15 protein-coding genes are annotated in these 14,429 nt (G+C 41.3%); 6 read left to right on the top strand and 9 right to left on the bottom strand.

The genetic code is table 11. The features are described from left to right. Positions 1 to 46 precede the first annotated feature (46 nt). From TERMP_RS01520 to TERMP_RS01510, 3 genes are all read right to left on the bottom strand, one after another. Entirely contained in the window at positions 47 to 1,051 is a 1,005-nt protein-coding gene (locus TERMP_RS01520) for an ABC transporter substrate-binding protein (protein ID WP_013466576.1), read from the bottom strand. A gap of 74 nt (positions 1,052 to 1,125) precedes the next feature. Beyond that, positions 1,126 to 1,314 (bottom strand): 50S ribosomal protein L37e, encoded by a 189-nt coding sequence (locus tag TERMP_RS01515; protein ID WP_013466575.1) that lies wholly within the window; start codon positions 1,312 to 1,314, stop codon positions 1,126 to 1,128. An 11-nt stretch (positions 1,315 to 1,325) separates the two neighbouring features. After that, entirely contained in the window at positions 1,326 to 1,556 is a 231-nt protein-coding gene (locus TERMP_RS01510; protein WP_013466574.1) for an LSm family protein, read from the bottom strand. A 182-nt stretch (positions 1,557 to 1,738) separates the two neighbouring features. On the opposite strand from TERMP_RS01510, the gene glyS reads away from it, so the two are divergent. From glyS to TERMP_RS01495, 3 genes are all read left to right on the top strand, one after another. Further along, positions 1,739 to 3,451, top strand: coding sequence for a glycine--tRNA ligase (gene glyS / locus TERMP_RS01505; RefSeq protein WP_013466573.1), 1,713 nt, complete (start codon positions 1,739 to 1,741; stop codon positions 3,449 to 3,451). A 175-nt stretch (positions 3,452 to 3,626) separates the two neighbouring features. Further along, complete coding sequence (locus TERMP_RS01500) at positions 3,627 to 4,139, top strand: DUF402 domain-containing protein (RefSeq protein ID WP_048159885.1); 513 nt, start codon at positions 3,627 to 3,629, stop codon at positions 4,137 to 4,139. Beyond that, complete coding sequence (locus TERMP_RS01495; protein WP_013466571.1) at positions 4,136 to 4,414, top strand: DUF167 family protein; 279 nt, start codon at positions 4,136 to 4,138, stop codon at positions 4,412 to 4,414. Before TERMP_RS01500 ends, TERMP_RS01495 begins: the two co-directional genes overlap by 4 nt. Here TERMP_RS01495 and TERMP_RS01490 read toward each other — a convergent pair whose 3' ends face one another. The 6 genes from TERMP_RS01490 to TERMP_RS01465 form a co-directional block, all read right to left on the bottom strand. Beyond that, positions 4,415 to 4,909, bottom strand: a complete 495-nt coding sequence (locus TERMP_RS01490) for a DUF3368 domain-containing protein (RefSeq protein WP_202795443.1) — start codon at positions 4,907 to 4,909, stop codon at positions 4,415 to 4,417. Continuing rightward, positions 4,863 to 5,093, bottom strand: a complete 231-nt coding sequence (locus TERMP_RS01485; protein ID WP_013466569.1) for a UPF0175 family protein — start codon at positions 5,091 to 5,093, stop codon at positions 4,863 to 4,865. The genes TERMP_RS01490 and TERMP_RS01485 overlap by 47 nt, the downstream gene beginning before the upstream one ends. A gap of 102 nt (positions 5,094 to 5,195) precedes the next feature. After that, complete coding sequence (locus TERMP_RS01480; RefSeq protein WP_013466568.1) at positions 5,196 to 5,840, bottom strand: alanyl-tRNA editing protein; 645 nt, start codon at positions 5,838 to 5,840, stop codon at positions 5,196 to 5,198. A 78-nt stretch (positions 5,841 to 5,918) separates the two neighbouring features. Then, complete coding sequence (locus tag TERMP_RS01475; RefSeq protein ID WP_013466567.1) at positions 5,919 to 7,355, bottom strand: hypothetical protein; 1,437 nt, start codon at positions 7,353 to 7,355, stop codon at positions 5,919 to 5,921. A gap of 115 nt (positions 7,356 to 7,470) precedes the next feature. Beyond that, complete coding sequence (locus tag TERMP_RS01470) at positions 7,471 to 8,757, bottom strand: dicarboxylate/amino acid:cation symporter (RefSeq protein WP_013466566.1); 1,287 nt, start codon at positions 8,755 to 8,757, stop codon at positions 7,471 to 7,473. Between the two features lie 126 nt (positions 8,758 to 8,883). Beyond that, positions 8,884 to 9,633, bottom strand: a complete 750-nt coding sequence (locus TERMP_RS01465) for a biotin--[acetyl-CoA-carboxylase] ligase (RefSeq protein WP_013466565.1) — start codon at positions 9,631 to 9,633, stop codon at positions 8,884 to 8,886. Between the two features lie 94 nt (positions 9,634 to 9,727). On the opposite strand from TERMP_RS01465, the gene fba reads away from it, so the two are divergent. From fba to TERMP_RS01450, 3 genes are all read left to right on the top strand, one after another. Continuing rightward, complete coding sequence (fba, locus tag TERMP_RS01460; RefSeq protein ID WP_013466564.1) at positions 9,728 to 10,573, top strand: class I fructose-bisphosphate aldolase; 846 nt, start codon at positions 9,728 to 9,730, stop codon at positions 10,571 to 10,573. A 179-nt stretch (positions 10,574 to 10,752) separates the two neighbouring features. Beyond that, positions 10,753 to 12,534, top strand: a complete 1,782-nt coding sequence (oadA, locus tag TERMP_RS01455) for a sodium-extruding oxaloacetate decarboxylase subunit alpha (RefSeq protein ID WP_013466563.1) — start codon at positions 10,753 to 10,755, stop codon at positions 12,532 to 12,534. Between the two features lie 179 nt (positions 12,535 to 12,713). Beyond that, the gene (locus TERMP_RS01450; RefSeq protein ID WP_013466562.1) at positions 12,714 to 14,414 is read left to right on the top strand and encodes a carbon starvation CstA family protein; all 1,701 of its coding nucleotides are present in this window, start codon (positions 12,714 to 12,716) and stop codon (positions 14,412 to 14,414) included. The last annotated feature ends 15 nt before the right edge of the window (positions 14,415 to 14,429 follow it).

Raw genomic sequence — 14,429 nt, 5'->3', positions numbered from 1 at the left:
AGTAATCACTTAGATGAATGTCTAAGCGATAAAAGAGAAATAGAAGTTAAAAATCTTGCGATAAGAAGAGCTTTTCAAGATTGAACACTTTGAGACCAAATCGATTTAGCATTTCTTCAACTTGCTTTTTTGTGAGTCTGTAATCATAGACAAACCCCCCAAAGCTTTCCCTCACAAGTTTTTCCTCAAAGCCCATAACCTCAACCATTAGACGTATAGCCTCCTCTTTTCGTTTCTCCAAGTTTTCAGTATTGTACTTAAATCTTTCAAAAAATTCTTTAAAAATATCCTTATTAACGTCCAAAAAGCTCAAGTTAACCCCCAAGGCACAGCAGGGGTATTTTCCAAAATAATTAGAGTAGTGATAGACATCAAAGCCCTTCTTTTTAAGCAGACTTAGATAGGGCTCCCAGATGCTTATCCCATCTATTTCCCCACTAAGAAAAGACCTCACGGCATTCTCCGGATTTTTAAAATATGTCACCTTTATATTCTTCAATCCCCCTTTTTCAAGGAACAATTTTAACATGGTTTCCATTGTAGAAAGCTCAGAGGACGCAATGGTTTTTCCTTCTTCGAGCTCTCCTCTCACAACAAGTCCACTGCCAGCAAATCCACAGCCAGAAACAATTTTAATGCTTTTCATTAATAGTGAATAAAGGAGTTGAGTGATTAATGGCGAACACGCTAAATCGACCTTTCCTATTGCAAGGGCATTCGTAAGCTCAAGGGCTGAGTTGTAAACCAAAACCCTAACATTGTACTTTTCTCTCAAATCGTAAGCTGTCAAAAGAGCATGGGGATACTCAACAGCCCTTAAAATTCCAAGTCTAAGAGTATTTTTAATGGGGAAAGGTGCCTCATCAATAGCCCATATTCTGTATGCTTTTTTTCCGATATTCTTTTTCACGATAAGCTTCTCCTTTTCAAGAGCCTCAAGCGCCTCAGCAATTGTCGAACGAGAATAACCTAAATTGTACAGCTCACTCTGAAGAGCTCCATCGTGTCCTTTTGATTTTAAATATTTCAAAATGTCATTTTTTGCGCTCATACTTTAGAATTTAAAACAAAGGTTTATAGAATTATCCCAAACCACTAATCAGAAAAAGCAAAATAAAAAAGAAATTAGTGGACGTTCTTAGCTTTTTTCCACTTCTTTGACCAGCTGTACTTCCTTAATCTTCTGCTTCTCCCAAATCCACAAGCAGCACAGTATCTTTTTCTAACGTTGTAAGCTTTTCTTCCACATCTTCTGCACTTTATATGAGTTGGTGTGCGGTTCCTTTTTCCATGGGGTGCTGTTCCGCTTCCCACAGAGAATCACCTCACTCAGTTTCTACTGGTGAAATAGCCAACACATTGTCTCCTCTAATCACTATCTTACCATACTTCTTTGTTACCTCGCCGCCCTCAATAAGCTGAGCATCTGCAAGGACAACATTCAGGTGAATGTCATAACCGATAAGCTTGCCTCTAAACTCAAATCCCTTCTTAAGTATAACCAGCACATCTTTGTCCAGTGACCTGTGTATAACATCAAGTGGTCTTTCCGCCATTTCTCTTCCCTCCTAAATAATCAAAGCTGAAGCTCACATTCATAACGGGAAAATTGGTTTATAACTCTTTCGTATAACAGCCCTGGGATGAGTTGTTGGACATCAACTTTGGTAGAATGTCAAAAGATACTCCACAAAGTTTTTAGGATTTTGAAGTGTCAAAACCTTAAGGTGGTTAGAGGATGAAGATAGACAAGTATGAAATCCTTTCGGATTTGATGAGGAGAAGAGGCTTTGCATGGGGAAGCTTCGAGATTTATGGTGGGGCGAGAGGTTTCTACGATTACGGTCCTCTTGGAGCGACAATAAAGAGAAAGATTGAGCGTAAAATCAGAGAAGCCTTTCAAAGAGAGGGGTTTTTTGAGCTTGAAACTCCAGACATAACTCCTGAGGAAGTCTTCATAGCTTCAGGTCATGTTGAGAAGTTTGTTGATCCCTTAGTTGAGTGTACCCAGTGCCACACAAGATACAGGGCAGACCATCTCATCGAGGAGAGCTTGGACATTGATGTTGAAGGCTTGAGTGCCGAAGAGCTCACGAAGATAATAAAGGAAAACGGCATAAAGTGTCCCCAGTGTGGTGGAGAGCTGGGCGATGTTTGGTACTTCAATCTGATGTTTGAAACATACATCGGTCCTTACAAGGACAAGAAAGGGTATCTAAGACCAGAAACAGCTCAGGGTATTTTCGTGAACTTCAAGAGGCTTAATGCCTTTGCGAGAAACAAGCTCCCATTTGGTGTGTTCCAGATTGGAAAGGCTTATAGAAATGAAATTTCACCGAGGCAGGGAATGATCAGGCTTAGAGAATTCACCCAAGCTGAAGTGGAGATATTTTTCAATCCAAAAGAGACCGAGCATCCGCACTTCGATGAGGTCAAAGACGAAGTTGTAAGGCTTTATCCTATCGAACACCAGCTCAAGAACTTGGGGATGATTGAGGTAACTCTTGAGGAAGCTGTTAAAAAAGGATATGTCATGAACACATTCTTTGCCTATTACATGGCTATGGTGAAGAGAATTCTCCTTGACATAGGAATTCCAGAAAAGGCGATAAGATTCAGGCAACAGCTTCCAGAAGAGAGGGCACACTACTCAAAGGATACATGGGATGTTGAGATTTACAGCGAAAGATTTGGATGGATTGAGTGTGTTGGTATCGCATACAGAGGGGATTACGACTTGAGCAGACACATGAAGATGAGTGGTGCCGATTTGACGGTTATGATTCACTACGATGAGCCCAAGACCGTGAAAAGGCTCAAAGTTAGTCTAAATATGAAGAGAGTTGGTCCAAAGCTTAAGAAAGATGCAAAAAGAATAAACGAGAAGCTCAAAGAGATGAGCGAGGAAGAACTTAGAAAGCTTGTTGAAGAACTTGAAGAGGAAGGTAAAGTCAGCATTGAGGGTTACGAGCTTGAAAAAGAGGATTTCATAATCAAGGAAGTTGAAGAAAAAATAACCGGGGAAAAAATTGTTCCTCACGTCTTAGAGCCGAGTTTTGGTATTGATAGACCTTTCTATCTACTCCTTGAGAACTCACTAACAATTGATGAGGACGGAAGAATTTACCTCAAGATAAAGAAGGACATGGCCCCAATAGAGGTTGCCGTTCTGCCGTTAGTTGCAAAGGAGCCACTAACAACGATAGCCTACAATGTCTTTAGGACACTCCAGAAAGCGGGGTTCATAGCAGTTTACGATGAAAAGGACACAATAGGAAGAAGATACGCAAGATACGACGAAATTGGAACTCCATACTGTGTGACCATTGACAACCAAACACCTGAAGACAACACCGTAACAATCAGAGACAGAGATACGAGGGAGCAAATTAGGGTCAAGATTGATGAATTACCAGAGAAGCTGAAGGAGCTTATCTTTGGCTCTTCTTGACTTTTCTCCAAATTATTCTTGCCACAGTGAAAAGAACAACACCACTCAAGAAGCCAGAGAGGTAAATTAATCCTGCATCCATCTTTACTCGCCATGCTTTTATTAAGCTTCAAGGACATTAATAGTTTTGTGCATGGCTGAGGTTTTTAAACCTAAAATTGTTAATAAAACTATCATGAACAAAAAAGTTCACCTCATCTATAAGCGCATTCCAAACAGGGTTCTTGAGAGATACGATGAACTCATAGCAGACTTAGGGGATATCATCGTTGCCAAGTCCAAATTCCATGGAATGCTCGCACCTCTTTATGTAAATGGAGTCAAGGTCATTGAAAACGACTACACAATGATTTACTTCGCCTTTATCGGTAAAAATTACGATGTTTTGAAAGTTTATGATAGAGAGGGAAACTTCAAAGGACTCTATGTAGACGTTTTGGCTTACACAGAGAGATATGGAGACACTTTAGAGATGCTTGATCTGTTTTTAGACATATTCATCTTCCCAAACGGCGAAGCTTTCTTGTTAGATGAGGATGAGCTTGAAATGGCTCTCAATTATGGCCTAATCGACAAAGATGCCTTTGATTTCGCCTACAAAGTTGCAGATGAAATAATTATGGCTGTAAAAGAAAAGAGGTTTCCTCCAAAAATTGTATGGAAATATGATCTGGAGGGAAGAGAATGATAAAGCAGATAAAAGACGGTGTTATTCTCCTCGTCCATGTCCAGCCAAATACAAAAAGGAACAGCATTGAGGGAGTTGACAAGTGGAAAGGAAGGATTAAGGTGAAAGTTAGCGCTCCCCCTGTTGGCGGAAAAGCTAATAAAGAATTAACAAAGTTCCTCTCAAAACTCCTTGGAAAAGAGGTTGTTATACTCAGAGGAGAGACCTCAAGGGAAAAAGATTTGCTGATTAAAGGAGCAACAATAGAGGAAGTAAAGGAAAAATTGGGAATTTAGTTAAAATTCTTCCATTTCCCGGAGGAACTTCTCTACAAGCTTAGGACTAATGTAATATCCGCTTCTCAGGAGTTTTTCAATAAACGGTCTTACCTCACTTATTATTTTTCTGTTCTTTGCAATTTTGAGAATTCCCAATGTCCCTATGTATTTTAATCCAAGTTGCTTTGCAGTTTTTCTACCCTTTAGGTCATCAATGAGGAGAGGTAAGCCATGCTCAATAGCCAGAGCTATTGCTCCAGCCTCTCCCTCATCAAGAGTTAGTAACAATATTTTAAAAAGCTCCTTTTTTGGATTTTGCACTTTTAAGAACTTAATTCTACTGAAATAATGTTCTTCTCTAACATAAAGTTCCTTTTGAACCTGAAGAGGAATTACAACTTCATTGAAGAGTTCTTCAAGCAGATAAATGCCACCAGTCTTCTTGAGAAGAATAAGAGGAGACGTATCAGAAATTATCGGCATTCTCAATCTCTTCCTCAAGCTCTTTTTCATTCCAGTTTAATATACTTACTTTTCTCTTACTAAGCTCTTTCATAAAGTCTTCTACACAGAGATTCGCTATTTCAGCCGCCTGTTTAAGGGTTATTTTTCCTTCTCGATAGAGCTCAACTGCCAACGCTATTCTTGCCTCCCTTTCATCAATCCACGCTGGCAAATGGAGTATGACCTCACTCATAAGTTCACCCAGTATCCAATACAATCTGAACTTTTTAAACATATTGTGTCAATTCACTCTTATATCGGAAAGGGCAACTTTTAAAAAGAAAGGTAAAAAAGCTCAATCTTCAAGCCATATCTCCAGCCTCTGCTTGCCTTTCCCTATGCTTGAGCGCTTCAGCTTTTTAATATGCCCAATCTCCCTGATATCCTTTACATGGGTTCCACCGCATGGGAGAACTTCAAAGTCCCTGATTTGTGTGAGCCTTTTCTCTCCCTCCCACCAGATTTTGACTTCCCCCCCTTCGTCCACATACTTGTTGAAACGCTCAATAATCTGCTCTTTGTACTTGTTAACGTTTTCTGGGTAAAGAATATCGTATCTCCCCTTTTCCACACTCATTCCACTGCCATAAAGTTGCCATTTGTCTTTGCCGAGAACTTCATTCAACACATGATCCAAGAGATGCATCGCGGTGTGGATACGCATGAGCTTGTAGCGATAATCCCAGTCTATCTTAAGCTCAACCTCATCTCCTATCCTGAATTTCTCTGGCTCTTCTACAACATGCCAGACATTACCTTCCTCGTCTTTGTAAACATCCAAAACATGAACACCATTTATTGTTCCCCTGTCATGCGGCTGTCCTCCACCTGTTGGATAGAAAATGGTCTGATCCAAAAGCAGTGCATTATCTTTTATTTCAACAACTTTTGCTTTTGCTTCTTTTAGATATGCATCCTCATAGTAAAGCTTCTTCGTCATTTCTATCACCTGAAAAGAAATTTGTAACAGAGATATATAATGGTAGCGTTAATAAAAACATTAAAAAAGAAAAGATTGTCATCTCCGCCTAATCAAGAATACTGCTGCCCCTATGAGCACAAGTGCACCAACTGCTGCCCCTACTTGCTTATAGTTAAGTCCCTGAGAAGCTTCCGGAAGTGTAAATCTAATGTATGCTCTGCTGATATTCGCAAGAAGTTTCTGGACATCTTCCTGATGGGCACCATATCTGATAAAGACATTTGCTGTTATTGAGATTTTATTTCCATTAACCAGTGTAGTTAAAGTGAATCTGTTACCCTTGAGTTCCCTCGTTATGTTCTGAGGAACTTCAACTATTTTGGCATCAGTTGGGAGTATGAGTTCTAACTTTAGGGTTTGGTTTATCTCATTCTGAGCCCTGTAGCCTATATTGTAAAGTGAGTATCCAAGAGTTGGATCAAAAGAATATTCATAGGTTCCGTTAACTTTTTTTGTGAAGTTCTGGACAACATAATTAGCTTCAATGATAAGTGGACCCGTTTCGTTCAAACCAATAATTTTTGCATTTGCGTTTTCCACTTTAATTCCCTGCCCTCCTAAGGCTTTAATATTATTCTGGAGAATTAAATCTGTAACATTTTGAACGCCCATCAGCTTTATCTGGAGCTTCCTGAGCTCAACTTGGTCTTTTGGTTCGATATATGTGTCCTTTATGAACAAATTAGTCGTTCCATTCGGCAGAACTTCAGCTCTCAAGTACCACTCGGAGACCACTTTCTGGTACTGTCCCTCTTCTCCTGGTTTTGGTGTTGTGTATCTAACATAGAATGTGTTGTAATCACCAAAAAGTGCTTTAAAGCCTTCTGGTCTCAGATAAGGTTCAAGGTAAATATCTGAAGTTACAATTATTTTGTTCCCCTCAACTTTTGACCTCACATAGAATTTACTTTGATTGTATTCTCTTGTTATGGGTTTTGGATACTCCAAAAGCTTGGCATCTTGAGGAAGCTCAATTATGAAGATATTGTGAAGCTCAACCTTATATGGAAGACCCGTATCAGGTATTGGAGCAGTGCCGTAACCTCGTGTTGGATCAACCACGATTTCCCAGTAGCCATCGTATGAGTAATATCTGGCAAACTTCTCAGCAATAGCCGTAAACACAACCGTTAAATTCTTTCCTTCATCGATTCCCAGAATTTTTAGACTTTGATTAGTGGTCTTTATGCCATAGTTAGCAAGGCTCGCTATATACCTGTCAAGCTGCTCTTTTTCATACTTCTTTATAGCCTCTTCTTTTGTTAGATTTGTTTGATTTAGAATTTGCTCAATCTGCTTCTGTATCTCATCCTTAGGTTCAAGCCAAGAGGTTTTTAAGGTTATTTGAGCATTCCCATTGTCCAAAACCTTAATTGTGAATACAAACTCCTCCTTATAAAACGGAACCTCCTGAGCATAAGCTATTGAGACACCCAAAAGGAGGATTATTACCAAAATACCCAACTTTTTCATTCCTCATTACCCCCATTATTAATGTCCTAAGAAGTAGCGTTATGTTTGAGTATTTAACATTATCCCTTAATTCATAAAGAGAAAATAGGGAGCAAGAAAGAAAACAGGAACACTATCACTGCCACTTGCTCAAGTCAAGCTCCCCTTCAGTCTTTGCCACAATTGTGGTACCTGTAAGGTCTCCTGTAACGTTGACCATTGTTCTTCCCATGTCTAAGATAGCGTCAATACCAAGGATCATTGCATATGCTGCAGCAACACTTGGATCTGTCAACGGAAGCCCAACGCTCTGGAGAACCATTGCAAGCATTATCGCACCAGCTCCGGGAACACCAGCTGTACCAATTGATGCAAGAACTGCTGTGAGAACTATTGTGAGCTGCTGTCCGATGGTGAGGTGCTGACCTATTGCAAGGGCTATGAAGAATGTACAGACACCCTGGTACAGAGCTGTTCCATCCATGTTGATTGTTGCACCAAGTGGAAGTGTGAATGAGTAGATACCCTTGCTTATTCCCATCTCTTCATCAGCGACTCTCATTGTAACTGGTAAAGTACCGCTTGAGCTTCTTGTAACGAATGCAGTAATCATAGCATCCTTAGCTTTCTTGATGAACTTAATTGGATCGAGTCCAAAGATCTTGAGGAGCACAAAGTACACCAAGACAATCTGAAGGATCAAGCCGAGATACACTGCAACAACCACTTTTGCCAGCTGACCAACGACCTTAACTCCCTGCTCCGCCATAACATAAGCAATCAATGCAAAAACACCTATTGGAGCATACTGCATGACACCACCAACAATCTTGTACATAGCCTCCGCGAGACCGTTTATTGCCTTGAAAAGTGTGTTGGCGCTGTCCTTCACAAATTCATCCTTGCTGTTCATTAAGTACGTCAGTGCAATACCCAAAACTATCGCGAAGAATATTGTAGGAAGTACTTGCCCGTTAGCCAAGGCTCCAAATGGATTCTTTGGAATTATGTTAAGCAAAGTCTGAACCATAGAAGGCGCCTGCTTTGCTTGGAATTTAGCTCCAGTGGCTAATTGGAGCCCAAGCCCAGGTTTGAAGATTCTTGCCATTATTATACCAAGTGTTACTGCAAATGCTGATGTAAGCAGATAATAAATGACAATTTTAACTCCAACCCTTCCAAGTCTTGCTGGACTTATGCTTGCTGCACCCACGACAAGGGATGCAAAGACTATGGGCATCACTAACATCTTCAGCAGTCTGACAAAGATGTCACCAAAGGGCTTGATGTACGTCTTCACTGCATCTGCATACCCCAAGGATCCCAAGACAAGACCAACAATAACACCCAGAATTAGTCCTGCGAAGATTTTCTGAAGCACTGGAATGTCAAGATATGTCCTCAAAATACCCTTCTGTGCCATGGCTATTCACCTCTACCCACATGCCTCCTTCAATAGGCGGCAGTTGACAGTTATGTTCGCTGGGTATATTAAATTTTCCATTATGCCTAATAGCACTTCGACAATTGATATAATAACTTAGGTAACTCAGGAAAATCTAAGGGAAACATCCCCATAGTAAATTTTCTTTAGTGTACCATCCTTTAATGCAATGATAAGAGACCCGTCATCGCTTACATCAACCGCAGTGCCGATGATCTCCTCATTATCCCCAACAATTCTAACTTCCTTTCCAATGACAGCACTGTAAGCTTTCCATTCTTCCAATATGAGGGCGTATTGTCCATCAAGATATCTCAAATACCACTTGTCCAGCTTTTCCAAAAGATTTCTAAAAACCTCAACAAGCGGAACTCTAAACCCCAGTACATCCTTCATGGATATCGCAACATCCAGCAAATCCACTGGAATTTCGTTGTTAACATTCAACCCGATACCAAGAACCACATACTCCACACTATCCGTTGAATATTTTCCTTCACTTAAAATCCCGCAAATTTTTTTCCTATTGACAAGGACATCATTTGGCCATTTAATCTTTCCTTCAATTCCGAATTCCGCCAAAGTTTCAACAACTGCAAGTGCAGAAACAAATACAAGCTTCGTTATGTGCACTAGATGTACATTGGGCTTTAAAATAACACTCATCCATAGTCCACCTTTTGGAGAAATCCATTTTCTAAGTTTCCTGCCCCTCCCCCTTCTCTGAATATCTGCAACAATTATAGTTCCTTCCTCCTCTTGGGGAGCTATTTTCTTGGCAAGCTCATTGGTTGACTCCACCTCTTGAAGATAAATAACCTTCCTCCCTATAATCTCTGTATTGATATCAAGCACAAACACCACCAAGAAAATTTCATGGCTTAGCCAATTTAACTTATACGGCAAAGCTTAAATTCAAAAAATAACTATATCACCCAAGGTGATTAGTATGGAAGCATTTCAAAATATTGGGATTAGGAGAAGGCTCAGAAGGTTCTTCAGAAGAGACGGCAGAGCTTTAATATTTGCCATGGATCATGGATTTGAACATGGTCCAGAAGATTTTACTGAAGTCTGGGAACACGTAAACCCCAGAGTAATTCTCAAAAAAGTAATTAGGGCTGGAGTAGATGGTGTTATGCTGCTTCCGGGAATTGCAAGGGTAAGTGGAGATGTTTTGAATCCAAATGTTGGTTTAATGGTTAAGCTCACAAGCAAGACCAATCTGAGACCAAAAGAAGACCAATTTTTACAGAGCCCTCTCGGCTTTGTTGAAGATGCAATTAAACTTGGGGCAGATGCAGTTGCAGCAACAGTTTACTGGGGTTCACCCTATGAAGATATAATGATGAAGCAGTTTGCAGAGGTTGCAAGCATTGCACATGATTTTGGATTGCCTGTTGTTCAGTTTTCTTATCCAAGAGGACCCTACATCAACGAAAAATACGGCAAAAAAGAAGATTATAGGGTTGTTATGTATGGAGCAAGAGCAGCTGCTGAGATGGGTGCCGATATGATCAAAACATACTGGACAGGTTCAAAAGAGACATTTGCCAAAGTTGTCGATGCTGCCGCTGGTGTTCCCGTCCTCCTAAGTGGGGGAGCAAAAGCTAAAAACCCTCTTGAATTCCTAAAGGTCGTTTACGAAGTTATTGAAGCTGGAGGGGCTGGAGCAGTCGTTGGTAGAAACATATTCCAGCGTGAAAATCCAGAACCCATGATTAAAGCTATACTCCGGGTAATCCACCGCAATGAAGAGCCTGAAGAAGCCGCAAAAGCTGAAGGACTGATTTAAAGCTGCTCTTCTTTTACTTTTATCCAAATTTGTCCAAAAACACATAAAAACCTACAAATTGATTTTTTAAGTGACAAGAAAATTTTCAAATAAAGCTCCTTTTGAACAAAAGCTTGTTCAAAGAGGTTTTATACCCTACTCACTGGTTATATTGAATAAAAACAATAGCGGTGATAAAAATGGTTGAGATAATAGATACAACATTTAGAGATGCTCACCAATCATTGATTGCAACAAGAATGAGCACAAAAGATATGCTTCCCATAGCCGAAAAGATGGACAGAATAGGATTTTATTCAATGGAGGTATGGGGAGGGGCAACTTTTGATGCTGCCTTGAGGTTTTTAAGAGAAGATCCTTGGGAAAGATTGAGAACTCTAAGAGAGCACATAAAAAAGACAAAGCTCCAAATGCTTCTGAGAGGTCAAAACGTCGTTGGATATAAGCATTATCCCGATGACGTTGTAGAAAAGTTCGTGGAGTTAGCATATAAGAATGGAATTGATATTTTCAGGATATTCGATGCACTGAATGACGTCAGAAACATGAAAACAGCGATTAAAAAAGCCAAAGAGATAGGAGCAGAAGTTCAAGGAGCAATATGCTACACCACCGGGCCAATATTTACAGTTGAATACTACATGAAAAAGGTGGATGAGCTGATAGAGCTTGATGTGGATTACATTACTATCAAAGACATGGCAGCCCTTTTAGATCCTCAAATGGCATATGAACTCGTGAAAGAGATTAAGGAACGCTATGGTATTAAAGTTAATGTTCACACTCATGCAACAAGCGGGTTGGCATCAGCAACGTATTTAAAAGCCGTAGAGGCTGGGGCAGATCTCATAGACACTGCAATATATCCCTTAGCCAACGGGACAGCACAACCTGCAATACAAACAATTTATCATGCGTTAAAAGAAAGTGATAAACCTCAAATTGATATGAAACTCGTCTTTCAGATCTCCCGCTACCTGAGGAAACTCCTTGACGAGAAATATGAGCATTTAATGAATAAGAGAGCCCTTCACGGAGATCCAAATGTTCTGCTCCACCAGATTCCTGGAGGGATGTATTCCAATCTGATAAAACAGCTTAGCGAGCTTAAAGCACTGGATAAGCTCGATGAAGTTCTCGAAGAAGTTCCAAGGGTTAGAGAAGAACTCGGATACCCTCCTTTAGTTACTCCCACTTCACAGATAATCGGAACCCAAGCAGTTTTCAATGTCCTTTTCGGAAGGTACAAAATGATTACAGAGGAAACCAAAAACTACGTTAGGGGGCTTTACGGAAAGCCGCCAGCACCAATAAAGGAGGAAATTAGAAAGCTTATCCTTGGAGATGAAGAACCAATAACAGTCAGACCCGCTGATTTGCTTGAGCCTGTGCTCGAAAAATGCAGAAGAGAGCTTGAAGAGAAGGGATACCTGAAGAAAGAAGAAGACATACTAACCTATGCACTCTTCCCCCAAGTTGCCCTTGAGTTCTTTGAACTGAGGGAGAAAGGAGAGCTCAAACCTATTGAAGAGAAACCAAAAGGCAAAATAATCAAGATTTACATTGGTGGAAGGGAGTACGAAGTTGGCATTGAAGGGGTAAAGCTTGAAAACCTTGTAATGCCTGCAATTTCAGTACAGGAGAGAGCTGTACAACCAACAACGTCTGCACCTGCACCAGCTCCAGCTCCGGTAACGGCTCCAAGTCCGGCGGTTTCGGCCCCGGTTCCAGCTCGGGTGTCTGTTGGTGGGGGTGTTGTTTCTGCGCCTATGCCTGGTAAGGTTTTGAGGATTCTTGTTAGGGAGGGGGATGAGGTTAAGGCTGGTCAGGGTTTGCTTGTGCTTGAGGCAATGAAAATGGAGAACGAAATCCCAGCACCAAAAGACGGCATTGTAAAGAAAATCCTCATAAAAGAAGGCGACACCGTAGACACAGGACAACCACTAATAGAAATAGGGTGAAGTTTTATACAATTGTCAATTTTCATTCAATTTCTGGTACACTTCTCTAAATTTTTTGACATTTATTAGATAAACATCTTCCAAATTTTATTCGATTTATTCAAGAACATCTCAAAAACTCTTATATATCCAATGCCCAAAAATAGAAAATGATAAAACCTTGGTCCGGAGGTGCTAAAATGAACTCCACCCTTATTATTTTGGTTGCCGCTTTGATATATGCCGGATTGTACATGAGCTATGGAAGATCCCTCCAGAACAAAGTAGTTAAAGCAGATCCAAACAGACCAACACCTGCACACCGTTTGTATGATGGTGTCGACTACGTCCCAGCCCACCCAATTGTACTCTACGGACACCACTTTGCTTCAATAGCAGGAGCTGGTCCAATAGTTGGTCCAGCGGTAGCAATGGCATGGGGATGGCTTCCATCACTGCTTTGGGTTTGGTTCGGAAACGTTTTCATCGGTGCAGTTCATGACTACTTAGCATTAATGTCCTCCGTAAGGTACGACGGTAAGTCAATCCAATGGATTGCGGGCAGGCTAATGAGCAGGAGAACAAGTATGGCATTTGAGCTCTATGTATGGTTTGCCCTGGTACTTGTTATCGCAGCTTTCGCAGCGGTTATCTCCGGTATTTTCGTTGGAACTCCAGAAGCAGCCACTGCGTCACTGCTGTTCTTGATTGATGCAATAATCCTCGGATATCTGCTGTACAAGATGAAGATCAATTTCTATGCAGGAACTGCCATTGGAATCATTCTGCTAATAATTGCAGTGTGGTTAGGTTTCAAGTTCCCCATTGCTGCAAGCAAACACACATGGATGATTGTCTTAGGCATTTACATCGTCATAGCTTCATCACTCCCAGTATGGGTTCTCCTGCAACCAAGAGACTATCTTAACGCGTACATCCTCTGGTTCGGATTGCTCCTCGGTGGTGTTGCATTCATAATCGTGGGACTCAAGGGCGTTGGAACATTCTCTGCTCCAGCATTCACAACGTGGTCAGCCAACGTTGTTGGTGGAAAGCCCTCACCATTCTGGCCAACTGTTCCACTGGTAATCGCATGTGGTGCATTGAGTGGATTCCACTCCATCGTTGGTTCTGGTACAACGTCAAAGCAGCTGGACAATGAACTTCACGGACTGCTCGTTGGATACGGTGGAATGTTCACAGAGGGCTTCCTCTCAACAATCGTCATTGCTTCAATTGCAGTCTACGGTCTTAAAGTATTCCAGACAATGAACATACCAGTCGATACAACAAACTGGGGTGCACAATATGCAATCCAGGTTGTGAAGCATGGAATTAAGGTCGGAATATTTGCAAAGAGCTACGCCTACGGACTCCAAGATGCATTAGGAATTCCCTTCAAAACCGGTGCAGTGTTTGCAAGCCTTTGGGTCTCAGCATTCGCATTGACAACCCTTGATACAGCTACAAGACTGGGAAGATTCGCATGGCAGGAGATAATGGATATGGTTCACGGTCCAGAGATTCTCAAGAACAAGTGGATTGCATCAATAATCCTTGCAATTTTCGGTATTTACATGGCTTGGGGTGGAAGCTGGCTTATCATCTGGCCAGCATTCAGTGGTATGAACCAAATGCTGGCAAGTATTGCGATGATGACAGCTTCTCTATGGGTTGCAAAGGTTCAGAGGCCAGAAGGAGCATGGAAGTGGGCAGTGGTTATCCCCGCACTCTTCCTGTGGATTACAGTGACAGCAGCACTCGTATGGTTCCTCATAGTCATTAAGCCTGGATTCTGGGTGTCCCTCATTACCGTCGTCGGCTTACTCCTCAACTTGCTCCTCGTCGTCGACTGGTACGCTGCCTGGAAGAAGCCAGCCGAGGAGTACGCGGCCGCTTGAGGTCTTTTTCATTTC

The organism is Thermococcus barophilus MP (assembly GCF_000151105.2).
Classification (GTDB): Archaea; Methanobacteriota_B; Thermococci; order Thermococcales; family Thermococcaceae; genus Thermococcus_B; species Thermococcus_B barophilus.
This window is presented reverse-complemented; position numbering and strand designations above follow the sequence as displayed.